General features: G+C 48.1%; 28 protein-coding genes and 2 pseudogenes. 15 read left to right on the top strand and 15 right to left on the bottom strand.

The genetic code is table 11. The features are described 5' to 3' along the window. Positions 1–70: 70 nt before the first annotated feature. Positions 71–598: an MOSC domain-containing protein gene (locus AM1_RS18890; RefSeq protein WP_187152891.1), complete on the top strand. Its 528-nt coding sequence runs from the start codon at positions 71–73 to the stop codon at positions 596–598. A 304-nt stretch (positions 599–902) separates the two neighbouring features. Here the strand turns inward: AM1_RS18890 and AM1_RS18885 are convergent, their stop codons facing one another. Next, the gene (locus AM1_RS18885; protein ID WP_041660005.1) at positions 903–1,520 is read right to left on the bottom strand and encodes a hypothetical protein; all 618 of its coding nucleotides are present in this window, start codon (positions 1,518–1,520) and stop codon (positions 903–905) included. A 238-nt stretch (positions 1,521–1,758) separates the two neighbouring features. Here AM1_RS18885 and AM1_RS18880 point away from each other — a divergent pair, with 238 nt between their 5' ends. Then, complete coding sequence (locus AM1_RS18880; RefSeq protein WP_012164496.1) at positions 1,759–2,067, top strand: putative quinol monooxygenase; 309 nt, start codon at positions 1,759–1,761, stop codon at positions 2,065–2,067. Positions 2,068–2,105: 38 nt separating this feature from the next. Here AM1_RS18880 and AM1_RS18875 read toward each other — a convergent pair whose 3' ends face one another. Next, entirely contained in the window at positions 2,106–3,014 is a 909-nt protein-coding gene (locus AM1_RS18875) for a LysR family transcriptional regulator (RefSeq protein ID WP_012164495.1), read from the bottom strand. 166 nt (positions 3,015–3,180) lie between these two features. Here AM1_RS18875 and AM1_RS18870 point away from each other — a divergent pair, with 166 nt between their 5' ends. The 4 genes and pseudogenes from AM1_RS18870 (at position 3,181) to AM1_RS44270 (ending at position 5,170) form a co-directional block, all read left to right on the top strand. Beyond that, complete coding sequence (locus AM1_RS18870) at positions 3,181–3,828, top strand: peroxiredoxin-like family protein (protein WP_012164494.1); 648 nt, start codon at positions 3,181–3,183, stop codon at positions 3,826–3,828. 66 nt (positions 3,829–3,894) lie between these two features. Further along, positions 3,895–4,275, top strand: coding sequence for a nuclear transport factor 2 family protein (locus tag AM1_RS18865; protein WP_012164493.1), 381 nt, complete (start codon positions 3,895–3,897; stop codon positions 4,273–4,275). Between the two features lie 19 nt (positions 4,276–4,294). After that, a pseudogene (locus AM1_RS44275) lies at positions 4,295–4,774 on the top strand (NAD(P)-dependent oxidoreductase); the annotation flags it as partial. Between the two features lie 27 nt (positions 4,775–4,801). Continuing rightward, positions 4,802–5,170: an NAD-binding protein gene (locus AM1_RS44270; RefSeq protein WP_315875427.1), complete on the top strand. Its 369-nt coding sequence runs from the start codon at positions 4,802–4,804 to the stop codon at positions 5,168–5,170. 54 nt (positions 5,171–5,224) lie between these two features. Here the strand turns inward: AM1_RS44270 and AM1_RS41090 are convergent, their stop codons facing one another. From AM1_RS41090 to AM1_RS37665, 6 genes and pseudogenes are all read right to left on the bottom strand, one after another. Further along, a complete protein-coding gene (locus AM1_RS41090; protein ID WP_148215767.1) occupies positions 5,225–5,500 on the bottom strand; it encodes a hypothetical protein in 276 nt (91 codons plus the stop codon). Positions 5,501–5,665: 165 nt separating this feature from the next. After that, positions 5,666–6,268: pseudogene (locus AM1_RS43255) on the bottom strand (transposase). A gap of 148 nt (positions 6,269–6,416) precedes the next feature. Further along, entirely contained in the window at positions 6,417–6,914 is a 498-nt protein-coding gene (locus AM1_RS18850; protein ID WP_049783759.1) for a helix-turn-helix domain-containing protein, read from the bottom strand. 169 nt (positions 6,915–7,083) lie between these two features. Next, on the bottom strand, positions 7,084–7,416 hold the full coding sequence (locus tag AM1_RS18845; protein ID WP_012164487.1) for a P-II family nitrogen regulator: 333 nt from the start codon (positions 7,414–7,416) through the stop codon (positions 7,084–7,086). Positions 7,417–7,528: 112 nt separating this feature from the next. Continuing rightward, a complete protein-coding gene (locus AM1_RS18840) occupies positions 7,529–8,623 on the bottom strand; it encodes a sodium-dependent bicarbonate transport family permease (protein WP_012164486.1) in 1,095 nt (364 codons plus the stop codon). Positions 8,624–9,325: 702 nt separating this feature from the next. Next, positions 9,326–9,838, bottom strand: coding sequence for a YfbM family protein (locus tag AM1_RS37665; protein ID WP_012164484.1), 513 nt, complete (start codon positions 9,836–9,838; stop codon positions 9,326–9,328). 227 nt (positions 9,839–10,065) lie between these two features. Here AM1_RS37665 and AM1_RS18830 point away from each other — a divergent pair, with 227 nt between their 5' ends. Further along, on the top strand, positions 10,066–11,451 hold the full coding sequence (locus AM1_RS18830) for a cytochrome P450 (protein ID WP_012164483.1): 1,386 nt from the start codon (positions 10,066–10,068) through the stop codon (positions 11,449–11,451). A 36-nt stretch (positions 11,452–11,487) separates the two neighbouring features. On the opposite strand, the gene AM1_RS18825 is transcribed toward AM1_RS18830, so the two are convergent. Genes AM1_RS18825 through AM1_RS18805 form a run of 5 tightly spaced genes read right to left on the bottom strand, consistent with a single transcriptional unit; the run spans position 11,488 to position 15,126 of the window. Then, positions 11,488–12,477 (bottom strand): DMT family transporter, encoded by a 990-nt coding sequence (locus tag AM1_RS18825; RefSeq protein WP_012164482.1) that lies wholly within the window; start codon positions 12,475–12,477, stop codon positions 11,488–11,490. Beyond that, entirely contained in the window at positions 12,478–13,242 is a 765-nt protein-coding gene (locus AM1_RS18820; RefSeq protein WP_012164481.1) for a hypothetical protein, read from the bottom strand. A 2-nt stretch (positions 13,243–13,244) separates the two neighbouring features. Beyond that, positions 13,245–14,306 (bottom strand): Rieske 2Fe-2S domain-containing protein, encoded by a 1,062-nt coding sequence (locus tag AM1_RS18815; protein WP_012164480.1) that lies wholly within the window; start codon positions 14,304–14,306, stop codon positions 13,245–13,247. Positions 14,307–14,329: 23 nt separating this feature from the next. Continuing rightward, a complete protein-coding gene (locus AM1_RS18810; protein ID WP_012164479.1) occupies positions 14,330–14,848 on the bottom strand; it encodes a hypothetical protein in 519 nt (172 codons plus the stop codon). After that, on the bottom strand, positions 14,848–15,126 hold the full coding sequence (locus AM1_RS18805) for a hypothetical protein (protein WP_012164478.1): 279 nt from the start codon (positions 15,124–15,126) through the stop codon (positions 14,848–14,850). The genes AM1_RS18810 and AM1_RS18805 overlap by 1 nt, the downstream gene beginning before the upstream one ends. Positions 15,127–15,274: 148 nt before the next feature. Between AM1_RS18805 and AM1_RS18800 the strand changes: the two genes are divergently transcribed. The 8 genes from AM1_RS18800 to mfd all read left to right on the top strand — a co-directional run bounded on the left by AM1_RS18800 (position 15,275) and on the right by mfd (position 23,914). Continuing rightward, complete coding sequence (locus AM1_RS18800) at positions 15,275–16,000, top strand: hypothetical protein (protein ID WP_012164477.1); 726 nt, start codon at positions 15,275–15,277, stop codon at positions 15,998–16,000. A gap of 25 nt (positions 16,001–16,025) precedes the next feature. Beyond that, a complete protein-coding gene (locus AM1_RS18795; RefSeq protein WP_202947627.1) occupies positions 16,026–16,694 on the top strand; it encodes an alpha-ketoglutarate-dependent dioxygenase AlkB family protein in 669 nt (222 codons plus the stop codon). 160 nt (positions 16,695–16,854) lie between these two features. Further along, on the top strand, positions 16,855–17,706 hold the full coding sequence (locus AM1_RS18790) for a DMT family transporter (RefSeq protein WP_012164475.1): 852 nt from the start codon (positions 16,855–16,857) through the stop codon (positions 17,704–17,706). 35 nt (positions 17,707–17,741) lie between these two features. After that, positions 17,742–18,179, top strand: a complete 438-nt coding sequence (locus tag AM1_RS18785) for a T6SS immunity protein Tdi1 domain-containing protein (RefSeq protein ID WP_012164474.1) — start codon at positions 17,742–17,744, stop codon at positions 18,177–18,179. 51 nt (positions 18,180–18,230) lie between these two features. After that, positions 18,231–18,506, top strand: a complete 276-nt coding sequence (locus AM1_RS18780) for a DUF7683 domain-containing protein (protein ID WP_041660003.1) — start codon at positions 18,231–18,233, stop codon at positions 18,504–18,506. 64 nt (positions 18,507–18,570) lie between these two features. After that, positions 18,571–19,185 carry a hypothetical protein gene (locus tag AM1_RS18775; RefSeq protein ID WP_041660002.1) on the top strand — a complete coding sequence of 205 codons (615 nt, stop codon included), beginning with the start codon at positions 18,571–18,573 and terminating at the stop codon, positions 19,183–19,185. 309 nt (positions 19,186–19,494) lie between these two features. Beyond that, on the top strand, positions 19,495–20,196 hold the full coding sequence (gene ung / locus AM1_RS18770; RefSeq protein ID WP_012164471.1) for a uracil-DNA glycosylase: 702 nt from the start codon (positions 19,495–19,497) through the stop codon (positions 20,194–20,196). Between the two features lie 223 nt (positions 20,197–20,419). After that, a complete protein-coding gene (gene mfd / locus AM1_RS18765; RefSeq protein ID WP_012164469.1) occupies positions 20,420–23,914 on the top strand; it encodes a transcription-repair coupling factor in 3,495 nt (1,164 codons plus the stop codon). An 83-nt stretch (positions 23,915–23,997) separates the two neighbouring features. Here mfd and AM1_RS18760 read toward each other — a convergent pair whose 3' ends face one another. Both AM1_RS18760 and AM1_RS18755 read right to left on the bottom strand, forming a co-directional pair. After that, positions 23,998–24,531 carry a YHS domain-containing (seleno)protein gene (locus AM1_RS18760; protein ID WP_012164468.1) on the bottom strand — a complete coding sequence of 178 codons (534 nt, stop codon included), beginning with the start codon at positions 24,529–24,531 and terminating at the stop codon, positions 23,998–24,000. Between the two features lie 138 nt (positions 24,532–24,669). Then, positions 24,670–24,993 carry a hypothetical protein gene (locus AM1_RS18755; protein WP_012164467.1) on the bottom strand — a complete coding sequence of 108 codons (324 nt, stop codon included), beginning with the start codon at positions 24,991–24,993 and terminating at the stop codon, positions 24,670–24,672. Positions 24,994–25,151: the final 158 nt, after the last annotated feature.

Below are 25,151 nucleotides of genomic sequence, written 5' to 3'. Positions count from 1 at the left end.
GCTATCTAACGGATAGTGCTTCAGAATGGCACTATGCTTTGAATGGATGATCTGTGTCGACACCATGACCATGCCAAATTTACACGCCTCCCAATCTCCTGTTACCAACCTGCAGGGACGGATTGTTCAGATTAACTTGTCCGATGGAGGCGTACCCAAACAGTCGGTTCCTAGCGTTCAGATTAACAAAGAGGGGCTGGTTGGTGACCGTCAACAGAATCTGAAACACCACGGTGGTCCAGATCGAGCCGTTTGTTTATGGTCTGCAGAAATCATCGACATGCTGCAAGCGGAGGGGCATCCCATTGAACCGGGAGCGGCGGGGGAAAATATTACCGTGGCAGGTTTAGAGTGGCAGCAGTTGATACCTGGAATTCAGTTGCAGTTAGGAGAGAGGGTGCGTTTGGAAATCACGGACTATGCCCAGCCTTGCCGCACAATTGCCCGCTACTTTAAGCTCCGTCGCTATGGTCGTATTAGCCAAAAAAGGAATCCAGGGATGAGTCGGCTTTATGCCAAAGTTTTAGAGAATGGACTTGTAAGCGTCGGAGATAGTATTACTTGCCCTAACCATGCCATATTGCATGGTGAAAGCTAACCCTTTTTCTCAAGTCCAAAATTGAACACTTCAATAAATTTCAATTTTGTCAGAAGTCAACGACTGGACTGGTAGAGATCATTATCTAATCTTGTCCACACTAACAACACCTAAACGTTGCTGTTGAAGATATCTATCGGTTCTCTATCAGGGGCATGAGAATAAGGAAGCATGGCACTTTTTAGGGAGGAGAATAAATTCTCTAGCTTCACATGCTTCAACCCTTACCAAATGAACGGGCTTGAGAGCAGTTTGAATATTCTCTCGAAACACATTATTCTCTACAAGAATAAAGTTTCGAGTCTTATCTGTTGGGTGGTGCAAGTGTCCCTTGCTTAGACTGATTAGACAATCTCCAAGAATGAAAGACTTTCCAGAAATCTATTAAGAAACACATGAGGCTGACAACGAATAATCCTCCTCCCAATAATTCCGCAAGTGCTAGGTTCATAAATAGATAATGAGTCCCAATTCCATCTTCATGTTGAATGGCAGCATGGACTTTAATGCTGGTTTGCCTCTCAGATTTATTGTTTTTTGATAAATGAAAATAATACTTCGTAGATGGCTTGAATGATGAAGCCAAGAAGCTTACGACTGTTTTATTATCACGGACATTACATGAGTAATCTGTACTGGCTAACAAATTCCATGACTTTGCAATGTCGCTATTTGAGATTATCCACTGAATGCCAAGAGATTTAATATCCTCACAAGTGATCAATAATTCTCGGCTATTTTCAACATTGTAATCTCTTGCTGAAACTTCTTGAGTCGGTGTGAATGCTAAAGAACTGATTCGACCCATCGAAAGAACAACTTCCTCACTGACAGGAGTCATTATTTTGCTAATATTCCACCAAGATACTCCGGCAATCCCGACACCCCCTAAACAGAGCAATCCAATTATCCGTAGAATCATAGCTTGAAAAATAATAGGAGATTAGCGGAAAATTTGTCTCACTATAGTGATGCGACAGTCTAGGAGACTTGAGAAGAGTGGGAATGCCTAATCTTACTCAATATCAAAGATGTATTCATGTTCGAGATCAACAAATGATTAATCTCTGGGGCACTCTCGGCTGAAAAATTTGATGGATGGTAGTTTACCTTAGCAGACCAGCAGCCGTTTGACACACTTAAAATTCTAGAGACAAGCCATGATCATCATTACTGGAAAGATAAAAGTACAATCTTCCGAAGAGATTGCTAGGGTCAAAGATGCATTGATACGTCGTGCCCAGAAAAGCCGCACAGACAAAGGCAATATCGAATATATTTTCTCTCAGAATCTCGAAGATCCGACCGAGATTATTCTCACCGAGAAATGGACTGACCTCACATCCCTCCAGGAACATCTGCAAATCCCCGATAAAGAATTCTCCACAATCATCGGATCAGCACTGATTGAGCGAGCAGTCGTTCTTTCCCATGAAGCGACAACAGAACGGACGCTCCTAGAACGGTAAGTAACCCCCTGTCTCCAAGACAAACGCAATCGGGAACATCAAGGCATCACCAAACGAGGAACGTTCTGCTTAAAGAATTCAATGAACACTCTGAGCTTGAGGGGAACATAGCATCTAGAAGGATAGACAAACCACGCGGCAGTACTAAAGTCCGTACCTGTGACCTCATAGGCTGGCAGAACATCTACGAGGGTACCTGTGCGTAAGTCTTCATTGATCAGCCAGTTGGGGAGTAGGGCCAATCCCATATTTGCGATCACACATTGCTGCAGAGCAATACCATTGGAAATCACCGTGTTGCCATGAATCGGCACTTCCGTTAAGGTCCCTTGGGCATCTTTGAACAACCATTGAGACTGAAACCCTGCCAATGGAAACCGCAAACAATTATGGTCGGCAATATCCTCGGGAACGGCAATCGGGGGCGACTGCTTTAGATAATCTGGACTGGCACAAACCCGATATCGAGTCTGCATCAACTGCTGAGCAATCAAGGTAGAATCCCGGAGCAGCCCCAGGCGAATCGCGACATCAATCCGGTTGAGCAACAAATCTTCAACGGCATCTGAAAACAATAAATTGACCGTCAGGTCTGGATACAGTTGCTCAAACTGGGGCAAGAGGGGCACGATACACTTCAAGCCAAAAGAGGCGGATACCGTTACCCTTAACTGTCCCTTGGGTTGCCCCACCACATCTGCTGCAATTTCCGACGCCTGTTGTAGCTCTTCGATCAAAGGTTCAATTCGTTCAAAATAGGTTTTTCCCGCTTCCGTCAGGGAGAGCTGGCGCGTCGTCCGCTGTAGAAGCCGCAGATCGAGTTCCTTCTCCAGTCCAGCAATGGCTCGCGATACCGAGGATGGATCAATGTTGCGATCTCGAGCGGCTCCCGCAAAACTGCCCTGCCGAACGACATCCACAAACAACTTCAGTACCGATATATCCATTGAGGTCCTATCCTTGACGCCCAGAAATTCTTGCATGAATTCTTGTTGTATTCATGAATATAATGCACGAGTATCATGCACTCATGGGGCTTTATTGTTCAAGTTCTCCTGAGTACAGTGGAAATACATTCAGGTGAATCACGAATTGCAGTCATTGGAGGTTGCCATGTCCCTCGCCACAGAATTACAAGCCGTTACGGAAAACGTTCGCCAACAGGCCCCAGAAAACGTTTTTACCACCATGGAAGCCGCCACCGCTAAACTCGCCGCCACCGGGATTACAGACCAAGCCTTACAAACTGGACAAACTATGCCCGATTTTGAATTGCCGGATGCCACGGGCAAATCAGTTAGCAGCAGTGAGTTACGGGCTAAAGGTCTGCTGCTGATTTCCTTCTATCGGGGGAACTGGTGTCCTTACTGCAATCTAGAGTTACAGGCCCTACAAGCTCGATTGGACGATATCGCGGCTTTAGGGGCAACGCTAGTGGCGATTTCGCCAGAGTCCCCGGATCAATCCCTCACCACCCAAGAGAAATTTGATCTGAAGTTTCCAGTGCTGACCGATACCGGGAACCAAGTTGCACGCCAATTTGGGCTCGTCTTTACCCTCGACGAAAGTCTGCGCCCCATTTATAACAACTTTGGGATTGATATCACAACTCACAATGGCGATCAGAGTTTTGAATTGCCCGTACCCGCCACCTATCTGGTCGCCGCTGATGGCACCGTCCTAAACCACTTTGTAGATGTTGACTATCGGGAACGGTTAGCCCCAGAAACTGCCTTGGCTTGGTTACAAGCAGCCCAGTAAATTTCAAGGCTGTGGCAGGTTCTGCTACAGCCTTGCCGATCCGTCTACCCCTAGATTTCCTTGGATATGTTGAGTAACGACCAGAAAAATACCGTACTAGCGGCAACAACCGCAGCGAGTCAACAATGGCAAGCTGCGTTTAATGCAGGCAATGCAGCCCTTTGTGCAGCCCAATATGAGCCTACCGCGACAATGCATGCGAGGCCTTTTGGCACCTTTACCGGAACAACAGAAATTCAAGCCTTTTGGCAAAAACTAATTGCCGATGGGTTCTCAGATGTTGAATATCTAGACCCCACCATTGAGGTGGTGGATGCCACCAGCGCCGTGCTTACCTCTGGCTGGAAAATGAATAACGCTCAAGGGGTGATTCATAAAGAGCTTTGGGTTCTCCAGGCCGATGGTACCGCTAAGCTCCGAGTAGATGACTTCGAGGCGATGAGCTAGAGACGTTGAGGAAAAATCAAATATGAACAAGATTGCGATTTTAGGGTTAGGCGCAATGGGTTCCCGCGTGGCCATCAATTTGCTCGCAGCAGGCTATGAAGTGATTGTCTGGAACCGATCTCCCCAAGCTGTGCACACCCTCGTTCAAGCAGGGGCAATGGCAGCGGATTCCCCGCAAGAAGCGGCGGTCCAAGCCTCGATTGTGATCAGTATGGTAACGGATGACCCAGCATCCCAAGCAGTTTGGTTAGATCCTGAAACTGGGGCAGCCCAGGGGTTAGCCCCAGAGGCCATTGCCATTGAATCTAGCTCCCTAACGGTGGGCCATACCCAAACCTTAGCAACAGAAATTGAACAGCGTGGGGCTGCCTTTCTCGCAGCTCCCGTGGTCGGCTCCCGACCCCAAGCCGAAGCTCAACAACTGATTTACTTAGTTGGCGGAAAAGCCCCAGTTCTGGCCAAGGTTCAAGATGTTTTATCAGCCTCCAGCTCCAGAATTCATCATGTGGGAACCGTGGGGCAGAGTATGGCGATGAAGCTGGCGGTCAATGCCTTATTTGGGGTGCAAGTGGCTGCTGTCGCCGAAATCATCAGCCTGTTAAATCAGCAGGGTATACCTCTCAACCAGGTTATGGCGACACTAAAGGAACTGCCAGTGACCAGCCCAGCGGTGCAAGGGGCCGGTAATCTGATGATTACCCATGCCCATGCCCCTTTATTCCCAATTTCTTTAGTCGAGAAAGATATTCGATATGGACTGGAGCTAGCAAAAAATGCTGTCGAGGAGCCGATGCCCACTTTGAAGGCAGTTCAAAATGTGTATCAGGATGCGATCGCACAAGGATATGGCAATGACAACATTACGGGTGTCATTCAACTGTTTATGCAGCCTTAGCCCTTGCATCATAAGCTAGCCAGCAAGTCCCCCTTAATATCAAGATTTTGGGCACTAATCCACTTGGAACGAGGGAGTGACTTGAGAAGGCTGTAGGGTTGGAGATGACCCTGGGGTGGGAGATGGAGTTGAGGAGTCAAGGTTTGAAGGTTGAGCCCTACAATTGGACACTTGAGAACTGGCAAAAATAATTAGTCCGCTCAAGGTTGCACCCAGTAAAAAGATCCACGCATGGGACGGGTAAAGGGAGCCCATCAAGTGACGACCGTTATAGATATGGATGGACCAACTGAGATCGCAATCTTGCAGCGAATGTTTAACTTTGCTCATGATTGTCACCATTGTTGTCTGTGAGAAGGATACTAGAGAGGCAATCAGGTTGCACCATCGTCAGCCTACGGATCATTGTGGAGTACGGGATTCAATCGCTCCTTGGCTATCGGTCTCGGCCCATGAATACTTCACTAGTCCATAGATCTGTAAATAGTTCATCAGTTATCCATGCGGCGTGAATCCCTTAAATTGCCACTGGAAAGGTTTGGCCATAGTGTGATTGAAATATTCAATAAAATCGAGGATGCGCTGTTGCAAATCATCCGTGGAGGTGAAATTTCCTCGACGAATCAATCGACGCACCAAAATACTAAACCAGCATTCAATCTGATTGAGTCAGGAGGTATGTTTGGGGATATAAACAAATCGGATCCGATGGCTGGGGTCGCTCAAGAAGGCCGTGTGAGTTTCCATCGATTGAAGGATACCAGATTGACCCTTAACGCCTAAATCTGAATCAATACCGCAACAGACAGCGACCCATCGCACAAGGGAAGCAGATCGATGGGTATTGAGCTGGTCGAGCAGAAAAACCCACCCATCGTCCGGTGCTGTTTCAACTGTCTTGGCAATATGATTGGCAAAGTCAAATTCTTTTCGCGTGGGTCCGATAGAAGGCGCAATCACCTTTCCCAGAGCCACATGCCAGTTGGCGATGAGACTGAGGGTACCATGCCGCTCATATTCAAATTCCAAACGACGCGGTTGACCTGGTTGCATAGCTTGGTCTGGGTGCAGTCGTTCAAGCGCCTGAATGCCAGTCATTTCATCCGTACTAACAAGGTGAATCTGGTGAGCTTCCAGTTCAGCTGCTGATTCATACAGTTGGCAAACCTGGCGCACTTTCGCCTCGAACGCTTCTGGTTCCTCAGGGTTAGCATTGAGCCAATAGCGACTCCGATGAGGCTGCAGCTCAGCCTCTCCCCAAAAAACGTCTCACACTGCTGGCCGACAGGTGAGGGACGATGCCGCGTTTAATCGCTTCATCAGCAATCTCTTCAGGCGTCCATTGACTCACAGGCCGGGCTGAGTTCTGAGGAGATTCACAGGCAATGGCCACAATTTGGACCACCTGCTCTGGGGTAAAGGTGGGTGGGACACCTTGACGTGGGGCATCTGTTAAGGTCGCCAACACTTGCTGGTTCAATGCTGGTTTGCTGTCGTCTACTTGCTCACAAAGGGCAAGACGCTCTTGGTTATCTACCCAGCGCTGACGCCAATAGCGAACTTGGTTGCGGTCGAGTTGCCATTGACGGCTAATCTGGGTGTTACTTTTGCCTGAGGCGGCTGATAGGATGATGCTCGCTCGACGCACCAAGCGATAAGGATTGATGGTTTGTCGAACAATTTGTAGCAAACAATGGTGTTGTTGCTGTGATAGCTCAATAGGAGTGGCTTTGGGAGTTGGCATTGGCAGAGAAAGGATCTTGAACAAGAGGGTTTCTCTGAAACTATCTGATGTCTGTACAATTTTGCATAACTGATGGGTTATCTTCAAAATCTAGGACTAGCATCAATATCTTGAGGGGATGCAGCCCCAAACAACCGGCTCTTACTGTTTGAAGCTGCGTCGTCTTGATTCAACACCCGTCTGGCCCACAGAACTTGTGGGCGCTCAATACCTCCGCATCACATAGATAGGCGATGCCAGAATAATCATCAAAAAACTGTGCCGCTACCTCATCCGAAATCTGGATGGCCATCTCCCGCGTTTCGGTCAGCACCTCGATTTTTATATTCGAGAAGGTGTCAGAGACGCTGGGCTGTCCCGACGAGCGCACATTGCGACTGCCTTTACCACCAGCATCCACCACTGTATAACCAGTCGCACCGGCTTCATCAATAATCTGAGCAATCTTTTTCAGTAACAATTTTTCCGTAACGATAACGAGCTTCTTAGCTGGCTTGGCCATATCGGTTACCTCCTGATAGGTGTATTCATTAAACGATCTATAAATCCAGAGAGACGGTAGTATCCCACTCACCGAAACGCTCCATTAGTCGCTGAGTCGATCCTGTCTGACATCAGCTCCCCCCCATCAGCGCTTGGGCAAGTCCGATGTAGAGGGGGATTCCCAAAGCCAGTGCAACCGGTGTGCCGACGGCAGTGGACGAGCCGATATAAGCGGAGGGATTCGCTGACGGAATACCCGCCCGTAACGTGGGCGGCCCTGAGATATCTGAACTGGAAGACGCGATAACGGCTAGAATCACACAGCCGCCGGGGCTAAATCCTGTGATGATATGGGCAATCCAACCAAGTCCAAAAGCAATCAACCCATGAACAAGCGGCCCCACAAAGGCATATAGGGCATACCACTGGCCCACCTTACGCAACTCGCTGATTCTGGCCGTTGCCTCCATCCCCATAACCAACATTAGGATCGAAAGCAGGCCGCGAAAGAGGGGATTAAAGAAACTCTCATAAACACTTTCTGGCCGTGTAAGTATACCTAAAGCGAGGCCCAGCAGCAGGGCTGATAGGGCAGAGCCTTGAAGGCTGTCCTTGATAATGGGCCATACTTTAACCCGCTTGGGGGCAGTACTGCGTTGCTTACGCCGATACTCGACGGCGGTACCGCCTGGAGTGCCGAGATACTCCTGCTTGCTCAGGGGTTCATCTGCGAAATCACGCTGCTTACTGAGATAAACACTCGCCAAGACGATCGCCGTCACCAAGGCTGGGATATCCATAAAGGGATAGAGGGCGGCGGCCCAGGGTTCGTAGGTGATACCTTCTGTTTCCAGTAACGTCAGGGCGGCGGCAAGGGTAGAACCACTAACGGCACCGAACAAACCTGCGGTGGCAATGGCATCAACGGTTTTGACGTTTGGCATCTTCGCTAAGGTATAGCGCCCGATAAACACGATCAAGATCCCTACTATCATGGCGAACACTGCAGGCAATAGCATTTCCGCTAAATTGGCATTGCGAATCGCAATCCCACCGCTCAGACCGACTTTGATCAGCAGCATAAAGACGATGAACTTGTAGATCGCATCGGGGATTTGTAGGCGGCTATGGACGGCGGCAACGACCATACCACCGATCAGGAAGCCTAGGGTTGGCGACTGCAACTTCGACAGGAAGAGCGTCATAAAATTGGTCAAAAATTCCACTTTAAAATACCTCCTTCTTCCTCCTCTCAGGAGGAGTGGTGAATGTGATTAGTGAGCTATTAAAGGTTGAAGAAAGTTAGGACGAAGCGCTTCATCCTCCCTACAGCAGCAGGTGTTACACCAAAGCCTATAGGCGTTTCAGAGATGGCCATTCTCTAAACCCTGTTGAAAGGAGATGCTGTTCTGTAGTTGCCCTAAATAGATTAGAGTCTATTAAGAAATAAATCTTTATATACTTAAGTCTATTCTAAAAAATGCGTTATTACTCGGTTTTTCCCTCGAATGAACGAAGTAATATCAAATCTGATTCAAAAGAAAAACTTATGAATCAATAAAGACAATATCCGTTTTGATTATGTAAAGCGCGATCGCTTGGGGTAGAAAACGACCAGCCATGATGTTCAAATCCTAATTTGGATCAAAGGCTTGGATGAGTGATGGGTTGCTGATCGGATGACTCCTAAATCCCTACCCAACAGTTAATGGGGAAGAAGAATTGGGTGATTAGCCTGATTGACCCACCGATGTTTCTGAGCTGTGGAGTAGAGAAAAGGGGTTTTGGCCTCTTTGGGTGAGCCGAAATCAAAAGGTAAGAATTGGACAACAAACACTCTTATTCATTGAACCGTGGTCAAGAACGCTGATTTCAAGATGACGCGTAGTATGCAACGATTTGTTGTCAGTTTCATTGATGAATCAGACTTATAACACTGTTGCAAGAATATGTTTGCCACTCTTCTTCGCTGTAAGGAAAAAATCACATATAGATTGGAGGGCTATGTGCATTTCATGCACATAGCCCTCCACCTCATCAAGCCAGATTCCGTATGGATAGACCTTTTGCTTTTTCAGATTCGTTAGATCAAGTGCCAAGGCTAACTTCGGGCTATCGAAGGTTTTGAGTGCAATCACGATGTCTTCGAGTTCTCCGTTATCAATTGCGGAAACATATATCGAATAGTCTTCATCATCGAAAACCTTTGGATACACACCAACAATTGCCTCACTTAGTTTATTGCCATCAATGGGAGTTCTGGCAGACACTCCTGTCAAGGTACAGTGAAGGGCATCCCAAATCTTTCCTATGTTGAGAGTCTCCAAGCAGCCTTCTTCTTCGATCTCCATAAATCGATCGCGAAACGGCCTGCCTTCAAGTTTCCAAAGGGCATCTAAATCGGAATCGTCAATCGCTAAGTAAACAGCGTTAGTACCCACTGGCAGTCATTGACAGGAAACGACTAATGTTATGCATTGAGGTTGATCAGTCCAGTATGGTTAATATCCACAGTATTACACCGTAATGATCGGCATACTTCAACTGCTTCCCTAACCTCACCCTCTGAATCGAAGACTGGACCTTAATTGTCACGGCTGTCTCCTACCGTCAAATAAACCGTCACAATAAATAGGTGGATTAGTGATGATGTCTGAGGATGTGACAAATGAGTGACGTGTTGGTGCTAGAGACCGAGCAAGCTCCCCCAACTGGAACCCAGCTTCCTCCTCGTCAACCGAAGTGGACGGATACCTTAGCTTACATTACTAACCCCGATCAGTTTTGTCGCCACAACCTGAAAGAGCACGGTCCTATTTTTAGGACGAGCGTGTTTGGAGGCACCACTATTTTTGTCGGCTCATCACGGGCAGTGCAAATGGCCCTCAATGGTGACCTCCGCTATACCGAAATTGGCCTGCCCCAAACCACCATGACCATGTTTGGGGAATATAGTCTGTTTCAGCGCCCCGACCTGCATCGACAACGGAAGAGTGCGCTCCGGGCGGGCTTAGCTGGACAAGCCATCCAGGGCTATATACCCAAAATCAATGACGTGATTATTCAACGTCTTCAAACATGGCCTGCCCAAGGTGAAATTGCCTTATTCCCAGCCGTAGAGCAGATCTGCTTTGATGTCTTGGTTCCCCTCTTGCTGGGCGTTGAGTTAGACGATGGGTGCTTTCAGGGGCTACCCATTCCATCCAAAGCGGGACTCAAACAAGTCTACAAAACCTTTTTTGATGGTTTTTACGGCCTCTTGCCCTGGCGTTCCTCCTTCACGACCTTTGGCCGCGGTCTACAAGCCCGTGCCCGCCTGATCAAATTTATGCAGGCTGTTATCCATCGACGCCAATCGGAGATTAATCTAGATCCCACTGCCGACTTCTTGTCCATGATGTTGGTGAGTCAACAAACAGATCCAGAGAGCGTCTTTAGCAACACCTTGATCGAGAATCAATGTTTATTGCAGTTGTGGGCTTCCCACTATGAAATCAGTGGATTGGTCTCATCCTGGATATACCAACTAGGTCGTCATCCTGAGCATTTTGCCCACCTCCGTGGGGAACAAGCCACGATACAAGCGCAATCAGCACAGCCCCTTACAAGCGAGCAACTTAAAACGACCTCTTTTCTAGACGCCACCCTTCAAGAAACCCTCCGTACTCTTCCTCCCTCCTCCACCGCGAACCGCCGCCTGACTCAATCTGTGGTGTTAGACGGTGTGCTCTATGAGAAAGGATGGACTTTAATTGCAGAGCCCCGCATTGCCCATATCCTGCCCGAGCATTTCCCTCAACCAGATGCCTTCCAGCCCAATCGATTTCTGGAGAATGCCAACGCCCGAGATAAATATGCTTACATTCCCTTTGGTGGTGGGGTTCATGCTTGTTTAGGTGCGCAGTTAGCCATGACCATCGCCAAAATTTTCGGCAGCCATCTGCTTCGCCAGTTTGAATGGCAGGTGCAAGGTACAGCCCCCTTTGTGCAATTTCCGTTGAAGAAGATCAAAGATAGCTACCCTATGCAAATCGCTCGACTGCAGCAGCCCTAAGCCCTGGGGCGATCTCTCGGTTGGGATAGCCTTAGGCTAAGACGTAGACATACAGCTTTCAGCCCCATCGGCCATCTCGTTAGTTTCCATCGGTCGAGAAGACTGCCGATTAAAGCTCGTTATACAAATCCCTGCCATAATCACCAGAAACGCTAAAACTTGAGCCAGGGAAGGCCGCTCACCATTCAGCACAAAGGCATAGGTCACCCCAAATACTGGAGACAACGCCGTCCATTTACCTACCGTTTGCGAATTCAATTGCTCCAGGGCTGAATACCAAAGAAATTGGGCCAAGACAATAATGATTAGGGCATAGACCACCATCACTATCCACAGTTGCCCTGCCAGCACATCCATAAAATGCTCTGGGCCAAACACCAAATTAGCAATAACAAAGAAGATGATGGCCGAAATAAGATTACGGCTAAACACCACAATGCGCAGATTCGTCTGCTGAGACAGCATCAGCTTCCCCAAGGTGGAGCTGGCCGCATAGACCAAGGCCGACAGCAGAATGAATAGATCGCCCTGATTAATCTCAAAGTTGCTGGTCTTCAGCACAATCGCCAATACCCCCGCAATAATCAAGGAAAACCCAATCCATTCAAATCGCTTGATTTTGCGGCCTAAAATCAGGGTGCCAACCAATGCATAGATGACAGGGCCAAGACGTCCCAACAAAACCGCATTCGTCACGGACGTATAGGCCAATCCCACAAAAATCAAAGAAGAAAGGAGGGCAGCTAAACCGCCGTTCAAAAACAGCCCCACCTGAATGCGTCGATCCAGGCTCCGCCAATCTTGGATCAAAGAGCGCCAGCCAAACCAGGTTCCCACAGCTAAGGCTGCGCATAAATTGCCCACAAATAAGACATTACAAAAGGAGATGGGCGTTTGGGTGCCGCCACTCAGCAACATGGCATTGGCAACCAAAAAAGCAATCAGAGAAGGCCGCAATGCCGCCAAGGCTCTGGAGATCACTAACGCAAGTTTGGGATTAATCGCCGAGAAGGACAGTGAGGGCATCTACAACAGTTGATAGGTGGCTGGATCCGCTTTCAGAACAAAAGCATCCGCATATTGAACCACTTCTCCCGTAATTTGTACAGGATCGGCCACCCTGTCTAAAACCTTGTCATTAACTGCTTTTCCATCCAGATCCGACAGCAAAAAATAGAGTTTATCCCCCGCCGAATTATGGACCACAAACACGGGAGGTACTCCCCCGGCGATGCAGCGGATAGCACAAGAGCGATGGGTTTTTGTCCGTCCAGGTTTCATCACACCGGGGTAGCATTTGCCATCTACAATTTCTCCTTTTAGGGAAAACTCGCCAAGAGAGCTACCTTCCGCAGGTTGGGTCGGTCTCGAGGTCGGACGGTCGATTGGTTCCGCTGATTTGGTGGCAATCACTGTTAAGTGATTGCGGTGGAAAGGGGTGCCTTTCAGTTTCACCCATTTATCCACATGCTCCAGCACCTTGGGCTTAGGGGAGGTTTTGCCTGTTCCTGATAGGAGATAGAGGGAAAAATCACTCACAGTACCCACGCCTCCCGTTCTGGGCACCAAGAGGTGGGGAGAGGGTTCCCCGACCAGCAGTCCTTCAAATTCAGGGACTTTGGTCCGTTTACCCAAATTGAAGTGATCAAAATGTAAGGGGGGCAGAATAAAGGCAAAGGCTAATGCACCTAACACTAGGACGGGAATCAACCCCAGCAAAAATCGTTTTAATTGGGGCGGCACCCCTAGATAGCCAATAAAAAATTCATCGTGGGAATCGAGGCGACTCATCGCTACACTTGGCCAATAACAGCAGGGACAACAGGGGTTCCAGGAAGATTAGGCTTAGCGCTGACTAGAATCTGATCGCCCTGGAGTTTGACATTAAACGTAGGGATTTTTTCCGTAAAGGGTGGTGGAGAAATCCCGCTCTCTGGCAAATATTGATATCCATGCCAAGGACATGTGATACAGCCATCGACAATCTTACCTTCTCCTAACGGGCCATTTTGATGCTGGCACACATTGGAAATAGCCGAGATTTTGCCTTCATATTTAAAGATGGCCACCCGCTCCCCAGCAACGACCGCAATTTTGGCGCGATTCTCAGGAATATCTTGCACACTGCCCACATGGATAAAGCCATCCGCATCCACTTGGGGCTGGGCCGGGGGTCCAAACAGCGGTGCGCCATCTTTTTGTGCTTCTCGCAGAGCAGTGATCAGGTGAATCCCCACAATCCACACAAAGCCAACGCCAACGGCCAAGGTGAGCAAGGGATGGGTATTGGTTTCTAAGGCCCCTAACACCACATGCCCCACTAATAAGCCATAGGCTAAGTAGACTCCCATATGCAGGGCTTTCCACACAGGCGCGGTCAGGTTAGTGAGCCAAAAATCATGGCTCGTCGCCGCCATCAAAAACAAGATAACAAGGGCCACACCCCCCAGGGCTTCAAAGGGGAAACGAATAAAATCAGCATAGTGAGTATTGCTGACAAACAGGCTGACAATAGGTTCTAGGTTGCCAAAGTCGTGATACCAGGCCAAAGCATCTCGAGCATGGAGTAGAGCCAGAATAAACATGGTGACGCCCATATGCCGCCGATTGTAGAGGAGGGGCAAAAACTTGGGGCTAAGGCGGCTGAGGGGGCCAATGGACAGAATGACATGGAGGAGGATAAAGGCAGCAGAGCCAAAGGCCCGAATCCAAATCCCTTTAATATCTAGATCACTACTAAAGTGAAGGCTAATCCCCTCAAAGAAAAAGAGATAGAAAACGACCGTGGTCAGCAAAATAATGTCGTAAACAAACTTCTGCCGATTCCACTGAACCGCTTTATATGCAACGCCCACGGATAACTTCCTCTCAGAATGGATTAGCGTTCAGGTTGGGTCAAATCAGGATCTAGGGGAAACGCAGAGATGATTTCTTTAGTGGCCTGACTGAATAGAAGTAGGTGCCCTGGTTGCCCCTGCATGGCTTCTGGAATCAGGAATTGGCGATTCGATACACCCGACAACGCCCCTAATAAGATCGAAGTCTCACTCAACTGTTCCGGTGGCGTTCCGGGTTGCCAATACACCAACACATCCGGTAGCTGCAGATCTGACTGGGGCTGAATCTTGAGAAAGACATCGTTGCTAGCTTGAGCAAACAAGGTTTCAATCTGGAGTTGAATGTTCTCTTGCTGGAGAAGCGTGGGTTTGCGTTTCGACTCCTGATTCTCCCAACTGGAGTAGGGGGCAAATCCTGCTCGTTGAAATAAGGCATCCGCTGAGGCGTCCACTGGAGCAAAGGTGGGTCGCCAGACTAAACCTGCAACAAAACAGAGGGGCAGCACAATCGCCAGAATCACAAAGGAATAGAGGTGAACCTGCCGGCGAGAAATGACCATTATGAGGCTCCTGCACTTTGCTTGGCAGCTAGGCGATGGGCGTTCTTTTCGGTGGGATGGCCTTTGCCGCGCAACAGGCGCACCGCGAACATTGGCCAAAATGCAACCACCCCCGGAATAATCAGAATTCGGAAGCCAATGGCCCAACCTTGAGCACCTGAATCAACCCGCTTGACCAAAAAGGTAACGAACAGAAGCGCGAAGATCAAACCTGCGATCGCATAAGCTCGCACCAGATTAATCACCCACTCAACCACGGAAATAGCAGTGCTATCCATATGTTGTCTACCTTCTAGAATTCGCAAAGGGCAGTCCTATTAGGTATGAGAATACCAGCCTATTTAGCCATCGGTAAACTACTCGTCTTGATTTGGCAAATTGACTCAAGATTGCCAGAATTAGAACCGTAGGATTGAACGGTACATCATGCATCGCTTAACTCAGACTCCTAAACGAAAATCGATTGCTTTAGCCTTACTTCCCCTTAGTCTGGGGTTATTAATGAGCTGCAGCAGTACAGAAACCTCTTCAGACACTGAATCACCAGCATCTACCCCTGCTGAATCATCTGCCTCAGACGCGTCCACAGACTCCCTAGACCGCTCAGTTGCAGATCCCAGCTCTACGACGGATGAAACTGCCGACAACTCCAATTCTGGTACCGAAACCCTAGCCTCTTCCGCAAGTTCAGGGAAAGTTGACCTGGCGGCTATCATTGGCACTGAAGATGATGGATGGCTCCCCAAAACCCTCTCAGAATATGATTTCAAGCGAGGGATGAGTCCTGAAGAAGTGGGCAAGATCCTACCTGGAGCAGAAAAGATTTCTAAGTTTGGGTTTAGCGAAGTCCCAGCCAAGGGTGTCCCAGGTGTTGATAAGTATAAATTCAGCTTTCTCAAAGACAAAAAAGATCCTGAAGGAAAGCGCACTTTATACAGTGTTTCACTACTGTTTGACCCGTCTATCAAAAAAGACCATCCCTATCAAAAAGTTGCTTTAGCTTTTGCTGAAAAGTATGGTGAGGTCGAGCCTGAGAAAATTGAAAAGAAAATTGTGACTTGGGTAGGGCCTAACTTTGCCACGGCTCAATTCACCAACAGCATTAATAAATTCGAAGGGTACGAATTTAAGATCGTCGTTCCCAAATCGTAAACGCGAGTTCAGGCACCCTAAGATCATGAATGCAGAGATTAGGGTGCTGAACGAAATGCACAACCCCCATCCCCCAACCCAGCAGCTTTCTCTATTCACCTCAGATCATCAGGTCCAACCGCTACAAATGCCTGATGCAGAGGTGTTGTTTTACCCTTGCCTATTTAACGCTGCAGACTGTGAGCAGTTGTTTGCGACCCTTGAAGCAGAAATTGCTTGGCGACAAGACTCAGCAACCATCTTTGGCCGTCATCACCTTTTGCCTAGGTTAACAGCCTGGTATGGCGATCCAGGTAAAACCTATCGTTATTCTGGTATCTCCATGGAGCCATTACCCTGGACACCGACGTTGCGCCAGATCAAGGTAGCCATTGAGACGGTTGCTGAGGTGGAATTCAATAGTGTGTTGTTGAATTTCTACCGTCATGGTCAAGACAGTATGGGCTGGCATAGCGATGATGAGCCTGAATTGGGACCTAATCCGGTCATTGGTTCAGTAAGTTTGGGAGGCTGCCGTCGCTTTTTACTAAGGCATAAAGGGAATAAATCAATACCCAAGGTAGAACTCAATCTGACTAACGGTAGCTTGCTGCTGATGCAAGGTCCAACACAGCATTTCTGGCAACATCATGTGCCCAAAACTAGACGGACAGTTGATCCAAGAATTAACCTCACTTTTCGAGTCATTCAGTAAATAACAAAGTTTGACAAGCGCTTCCTCATCACTACTTGCTTCCAGGATTAGCATCTATCGCAGCAGTATCTCAATTCGTTACCCATCAACCCCAGGAAGAAGCTTCTATAAGATTGAATGACGTAGCGTTTTCAAAAATTGGTTGCTGAGGACTGATGGGATGTCTCATCCACGGGTTTTTACCCTGACTTTACTAGCGATGCTTGCCTTTGCCGGAAATTCTATCCTGTGTCGGTTAGCGCTTAGAGAAACGCCCATTGATGCAGCAACCTTTACATCACTTCGGCTCATCTCCGGTGCGATTATCCTAGGATTGATCACACAAATAAAGGGTAGAAGCCTTAAAGTTGAAGGCAGTTGGACTTCTGCATTAGCACTTTTTATCTATGCAGCAGGCTTTTCGTTTGCTTATATCAAGCTAGCTGCTGGTACGGGGGCGTTACTGCTTTTTGGGGCAGTACAGATCACCATGATCGGATATGGATTTTGGACTGGAGAACGTTTAAGCAAGCAGCAAATTGCTGGTTTCATTTTGGCGCTGTTGGGTCTAGTAGGATTTCTATTACCGGGTCTTTCGGCTCCCCCGCTCCAAAGTTCTGCCCTGATGATCGCTGCAGGCATTGCCTGGGGGATTTATTCTTTACGCGGCAAAACGGCTAGCAACCCTATGGAAATGACGGCTGGCAACTTTTTAAGAGCAGTCCCATTTACTGTGGGACTGAGTCTATCGATGATTTCCGAAACGTCGTTAACCTTGGCAGGCTGTCTATATGCAGTCGCAGCGGGTGCCGTCACGTCAGGTCTGGGATATACCATTTGGTACACGGCCTTAAAAGATTTGACGGCAACGTCTGCAGCGACGGTCCAACTCAGTGTTCCCGTCATTGCTGCTGCAGGAGGAATACTTTTTCTCGGTGAAAATCTAACCCTACGCCTAGTGGTGGCGTCCAGTGCCATTCTGGGAGGAATCGCACTGGCCATTTTGGAGAAATCTCCAACCGAAGCAACCTAAGTTGATCACTCTTTTACGTAACCTGAGTTCAGAATATGGATTTACTGGTCACAGTTCAGAAATCTTGGAGTTGGTGTGGGATTCAAGCGGCTAAGATTGTCGCGCAAAATGACTTTGGAAATTTGATTGTTCTCGATGATGTAGGTACATACTGGCGAATTTGTCCTGAAGATCTGTACTGTGAAATCATTGCTACAAATGCTGAAGAGATGGACGAACTCTCTAATGACGAAGAGTTTCGTACCGATTGGGAAATGTCCACACTTATTGAGATAGGGCAAGAACTCTACGGCAAGCTCCCACCTGAACACTGTTATTGTTTGAAGGTTCCTAGTATTTGGGGAGGGGCATATAGTCGAGATAATATCGACACTATGACTCGTGCAGAAGTCATCGCATACTCAGGCGATCTTGCGGAACAGATAAAAGACTTGCCAGACGGTGCCAATATTAAACTCACAGTCACTGATTGAGCCTGTCCAATAGCTACGCTAAAGTCCGATATCTGTTGATACTGTACGCATATGCTCAAGTCTCCTGCCCATAAAGCTTGTCATTACTTATCTGTCTACGAACGCCAAGGAGACAGTTTTATTGAAGAATACAAGCTCATAAACTTTGACCCCAAAAGCTTCAGTATAGAATTCGGTCTCGATCTTTCTGGAGACCCAGAGATGGTTTTTGTCTATCCACTAAAAGAAGAGCACGTTAGATATTTGAGTCGCTTGCTACTTAGTCAAGTCATATTTGATTTTGGTTGTTATGAGTATTTTTTGGAAGCATCTCAAGATAGAAGTTGAGTAAGAAACTATCCCGATTAGCTACTTCAGAGAATATAGATGTCACGTCAACAACAGTGAACATATGGGTATCTGTTATGAATTTGCGATGGATTGCAGCATCAAGAATACTGTCTCACAAGAAATAGGCAATACCCTCCGCTATATGCCCCGTTCGGAGGAATATACTTTTGAAACTCCCAGGATTGATCATCCCCTTTTTCAAGACACTTTGCATTGGATTCCCTGGCGAACCATACTAAATAATTATCCAGTCGCAGGAGAACAATATCCACCTGGACATTTTGGAAGTACTTTTCACAACAATCAACTCACTGTTCGCAGACTCTCTAGTGATGATGAGTTTAGTAATGTTTGGTATCTGCTATTTCCATGGCTTGCATCTATTAGCAATTCAGATGGATTTATTGGTTTCTTCCGCAGTGACCTTGATAAGCTGCCAACATTACTTTCTTTCCTCAATGGTAAAGTACACTTATATAAGTTAGTCCGTCTTTGGGCGCCAGAGCCATCAAAAGCCAAGGCTTATGAAGATACCATGAGCTTAGAGATGAACGAGTTGTGTCCATGCATAAAGCATGAGTTATTGAGACGAGCAGAAACTTTGGAAATAACGGTAAATAAATTTTTATCGTCTATCATTGCAAAAAAAGTCGCTGAAAGTGGAATCGATTTTTGAGTGTCTTATTTAATCACTAACTCTATTATTTTTGACTCTTGATTAGAGAATCACAGGAATTATTTCGCCAGACTGTTAAAAAAACACTTCAATTTATCTTTTAAGTCAATATAGTATCGATTACGAATGAAGGCTTTTGAAGGTGAGATCGCATTAAGACTCTACCGATAAGGCCCTATAGTTGTAATGAATATTTCGTTACTCAAGTTGCAGCTCAACTAATTGGTGCTGAATAGCCTTAGTACTGCGCCTTTGCCAAACAACCCCAAATCAGTGAATTTCCTTCTTCTTTGACAGACAGATCCTCTTATGACAACAGAAGCCACTCCCTCCTCTAGCAGCACGATTAAACTTGACCCCAGCTGGAAAGCTGTGCTGGAGCATGTATTTGCCATGTCCTATATGCAGGAGCTAAAACAGTTTCTCAAGGCAGAAAAGGCTGCTGGCAAAACGATTTACCCCCGTGGCTCACTGATGTTCAATGCCATGGATAGTACCCCTTTTGATCACGTCAAAGTTGTGATTCTTGGCCAAGACCCCTATCACGGTCCCAGGCAAGCTCATGGTTTATGCTTTTCCGTTCCAGAGGGCGTTGCACCACCCCCTTCTTTAGTCAATATTTTTAAAGAAATTGAACAAGACCTGGGGATTAAACCACCTAGACACGGTTGCCTGCAAAGTTGGGCAGCCCAAGGTGTTTTACTACTCAATAGTGTCCTCACCGTAGAGCAGCATAAAGCTGCCTCTCATCGAAACAAAGGTTGGGAGCAATTTACCGATGCCATTATCAGTGCCTTAAACCAACAGCGCGAACATCTTGTATTTCTGCTATGGGGCAGTTATGCCCAACAGAAAGGGAAAATCATTGACCGTCGACGGCACCTAGTTTTAACCTCGCCCCACCCATCACCGCTATCCGCCCATCGGGGCTTCTTTGGCAACCAGCATTTTTCTAAAGCTAATGCGTATTTGCAAAAGAATGGCATTGAGCCCATTTCCTGGTCTTTATAGCCGTTTAACTGAAGAGATAGTTCTCTGTCACAGAAAAACTTCCATGCCAGAGAGTTTGTAAGCAAAAGGTATTGGCTACTTTAGAGACTAGATTGACCAGTAGCCTAAGAAGGATGACCATTATTTCCAACATGGCTGACCTAGCCTTGTTATCCTATGGTTTGGTAAAGCGTTGAAAAAAGGGTGCCTGCTGCCGATGACTGCAGCAGGGGAATAAGCAATCATGAGTTTTTCTGCAATCGTGCAAGCCTTGGGGCGTTCTCGCCTATCGGAAGAATTGCTGCTGAAATTGAAAGAGCAGCGAGTCTTAGAGTTATGTGGTGTGCCCCGCTTACCCAAGGGACTGGTTGCCTCCGCCCTCGCCCAACAGCGACAGCAGCATTTGTTTGTAGTCACCGCCACCCTAGAAGAAGCTGGACGCTGGGCCACCCAGCTTGAAGCCATGGGCTGGCAGACGGTTTATTTTTATCCCACCTCCGAAGCCTCTCCCTATGAATCCTTAGATCGAGAATCCGAGATGATCTGGGGGCAATTGCAGGTCTTGGCTGAAACGCTGAAGCTCAATGCCAATCCTGAGGCTGCGCCTTTAGCGATTGTGACCACGGAACGAGCCTTGCAACCCCACTTACCTCCCGTGCAGATCTTTGAACCTTATTGCCTGAGCTTGGAAGCGGGGATTGAGCTAGACCTGAAAACCCTGAGTGATAAGCTGGCGCGACTTGGATATGAGCGGGTCTCCCTAGTGGAGACTGAAGGCCAATGGAGTCGGCGCGGGGACATTGTCGATATTTTTCCCGTGGCTTCCGAGCTGCCCATTCGGTTGGAGTGGTTTGGGGATGAGCTGGATAAAATGCGGGAGTTTGACCCCACCAGTCAGCGGTCTTTGGATAGTAGTGAAAAGCTCACTCTGACGCCGACTAGCTTTGCCCCGATTACCTTAGCGTCTCTAAGTGAAGCCCAACAGGCCCAAGTCAAAGCCTACTTAACAGAAGAGGAACTGGCTCTCTTAGAAACTGGAACCTTAGAAGGTAGTCAGCGGTTCCTGGGGATGGCCTTTGAGACGCCTGCTTCTCTATTAGATTACCTGCCGGAAAATACGCTGGTGGTTGTCGATGAACCCATGCAATGTCGTCCTCATAGCAATCGCTGGGTAGAACATGCCCAAGAGCAATGGGAGTCCGTGAGTTTACCGGAGGCTCCGCTGCCGAAGCTGCACCAAGATTTCGAGGCCGCTCTGGATCAAATTGAAGTGTTTGAGCGAGTCTTTTTGTCGGAGTTGGCGGAGGAGAAGGGTGGCTTAAACCTTTCCAGTCGGACCGTGCCTGCAGTGCCTCACCAGTTTGGCAAGTTGGCCGAGACTATTAGGGAGGAGCGCGATCGCAAATTCAGTATCTGGCTCATCTCCGCTCAACCCTCTCGATCCGTGGCCCTGTTGCAGGAGCATGACTGTCCTGCCCAGTTTGTACCCAATCCCAAAGATTACCTCGCCATCGACAAATTGCAGGAGTATCACACTCCCGTTGCCCTTAAATATTCTGGGTTAGCAGAACTCGAAGGCTTTGTGCTGCCCACCTTCCGCACGGTGGTGATTACAGACCGCGAGTTTTTCGGTCAGCATACCCTGGCAACTCCCACCTATATTCGCAAACGGCGACGAGCCACCTCTAAAAAAGTCGATCCGAACAAGCTCCAACCGGGAGATTTTGTCGTTCACCGAAATCATGGCATTGGCAAGTTCCTGAAATTAGAAAGTCTGACTCTTAATCACGAGACCCGTGAATATTTGGTATTGCAATACGCCGATGGCACTTTGCGAGTCGCGGCGGATCAATTAGGCTCCTTATCTCGATTTCGCAATACCGGAGAAGGGCGCCCCCAGCTGAATAAAATGTCGGGGAAAGCCTGGGAGAAAACCAAGAATAAGGTTCGCAAGTCCATTAAAAAGCTGGCGGTGGATCTGCTCAAGCTCTATGCCCAGCGGGCTCAGCAGGAGGGATTTACCTTTCCCCTCGATCAGCCCTGGCAAGAAGAGATGGAAGACTCCTTCCCCTATCAGCCCACCGCCGACCAGCTCAAAGCCGCCCAAGACGTCAAGCGGGATATGGAAAATCCTCGCCCGATGGATCGGCTGGTGTGTGGGGATGTCGGGTTTGGTAAAACCGAAGTAGCCACCCGTGCGGTATTTAAAGCAGTGACTGCAGGTAAACAGGTAGCTTTTCTCGCACCTACGACCATTCTCACCCAGCAGCACTACCACACCCTAAAAGAACGCTTTGCCCCCTACCCGATTCAAATCGGTCTCCTCAATCGGTTCCGCAGTGCCGAAGAACGCAAAGACATTCAAAACCGCCTCAAAACCGGGGAGTTAGATATTGTCGTTGGCACCCATCAACTCCTAGGCAAAAGCGTCAACTTCCGGGATTTGGGCCTGCTGGTGATCGACGAAGAGCAGCGGTTTGGGGTGAACCAAAAAGAGAAAATCAAAACCCTAAAAACCCAAGTGGATGTGCTCACCCTTAGCGCCACCCCCATCCCTCGTACCTTATATATGGCCCTATCTGGGGTACGAGAAATGAGCCTGATTACCACTCCACCCCCTTCTCGTCGTCCGATTAAAACCCATCTGTCTCCCTACGATCCAGAATCGATTCGCAGTGCTGTTCGCCAAGAGCTAGACCGAGGCGGCCAGATTTTTTATGTGGTGCCCCGAGTGGAAGGAATCGAAGAAGTGGCGGGTAAGCTGCGGGAAATGGTGCCCAGTGCGCGGATTGCCATTGCCCACGGTCAAATGGTAGAGGGGGAGTTGGAGGCGACGATGCTCACCTTTAGCAATGGCGATGCCGAAATCCTAGTCTGCACCACCATTATTGAATCGGGACTGGATATTCCCCGCGTCAATACGATTTTGATCGAAGATGCCCAAAAGTTTGGCCTCTCCCAGCTCTATCAGCTCCGAGGTCGGGTGGGGCGCGCTGGGATTCAAGCCCACGCCTGGCTGTTTTATCCCAATCAAAGTTCACTGACGGAGAAGGCTCGCAAGCGGCTCCGGGCGCTACAAGAGTTTAGCCAGCTTGGGTCCGGCTATCAGTTGGCGGTGCGGGATATGGAAATTCGGGGCGTCGGTAATTTGCTAGGGGCGGAACAGTCCGGGCAAATGGAGGCCATCGGCTTTGACCTCTATATGGAGATGCTGGACGAGTCCATCAATGAAATTCGCGGTCAAGAAATTCCTCAGGTAGATGAGGCCCAGGTGGATCTCAATCTGACGGCCTTTATTCCCGCCGATTACATTACCGATTTGGATCAAAAGATGAGTGCCTATCGGGCGGTGGCTTCAGCAGAGACCAAAGCCGACCTTACCCAAACCGCCGTGGACTGGAACGATCGCTATGGTCCGATTCCCGATTCAGCCCAACAGCTATTGCGGATTATGGAACTTAAGCAGTTGGCAAAATCCTTGGGCTTCTCGCGGATCAAACCAGAGGATAAACAGCATGTGATGCTGGAAACGCCAATGGAAGAACCCGCCTTTAAGTTACTAAAGGAGAATCTACCTGAACATTTGCGATCGCGTTTCGTATACTTCCCCGGTAAGGTAACGGTCCGAGGGCTTGGCGTTATGAAAGCCGACCGCCAATTGGAAAGCCTGATCGACTGGCTAGGCAAAATGAAGGGTGCCTTACCTGAAGTCGAGAAAGCTTTAGTAGAAGCAGGTTAGATTGAATAACCCTATCTTGAGCAAAAAGTTCACTGCTTACACCCCATAGCTAAAAAGGGCTGTTCAGATTTCTCCAACCCTGACTAATAAGATAGGTTGCTTTGGGCGTTTTTAGAGGCTAACGTCGGCCAAGTTTGATTCGCTTGGGAAATATAGCCAGGAATATCTTCTTGCCAAAGCTGCTGCACATCCGCACTAAAGTTCAAATACAGCTTGCCATCCACGATTGCCCAGGCTTCCGGCACAATTGCAACTAACGCCCCTTGGCTCACCCCATAGGCACAGAATCCACCATATTGAGGAGCATAGGCTTCTGGATTACTCGCAAATAAGTCTCGATGCTTGGCATTGGCAAATAGCCAGGTTACCCCTTGCCACTCATAGGCATAGTCTTGGACCCCTTGGACAGGACGACCTTCTGTAAAGTATGCCACTGGATCCGTTCCGCGAATAGCAATCCCATCTTCCGCAAAAATAGCTGCAGTAGGGGCAGCAGCTTCAGATGCTGGATTAGCAGTTGCTATTTCTCCGGTGCGAGTAATAGAGGGAACGGTAGAAACCACCCCCAAAAGTACGATAGAAGATAAGGCGATTTTAGGCAGACGGTTTGGGTTCACGGATTTTGCTCCAAAACAATACATCAGTCAAAACTTAGTATTTCAAAACAGCTGTGACTGACCACTCAACAACTTGAGGGCACTTACATAAGCAAAGAATAATGCTGCACTTAAAGCACCCTCATTACTAGAGATGAGTTAGTAGCTTTTAGCAGCACAAGGGTCTTTGGCGGCGCAGGGGTTCTTAGCCGCACAGGGGTCTTTAGCAGCGCAGGGATTCTTGGCAGCACAGGGGTCTTTGGCGGCGCAGGGGTTCTTGGCAGCGCAAGGGTCTTTAGCAGCACAGGGGTTCTTAGCCGCACAGGGGTCTTTAGCAGCACAAGGATTCTTGGCAGCACAGGGATTATCTACGGCAGCAGCGCAAGGATTAGCATGGGTTGGGGGAGAAATGAGAGTTGTTGTGGCGACCCCAACGGTCAACATAGAGGTAGAGGCCAGTAACGCTAAATATTTGACTTTCATACATAGAACTCCAGAAATCAATGGGTCGGTTCAAAACCTACTCTTAAATAGTTAAAAGAAGTTGAATAAGGGTAGCCTGAAGACTAAATGAGTTTTTATGAGAAATATATGAGTTTTTCTAGAGATATTCAGTGGTTAAAAATGACTCGTTAGGTTGA

The organism is Acaryochloris marina MBIC11017, from assembly GCF_000018105.1.
Classification (GTDB): domain Bacteria; phylum Cyanobacteriota; class Cyanobacteriia; order Thermosynechococcales; family Thermosynechococcaceae; genus Acaryochloris; species Acaryochloris marina.
The sequence above is the reverse complement of the archived record's forward strand: the minus strand, read 5'-3'. Positions and strand labels throughout refer to the sequence as shown.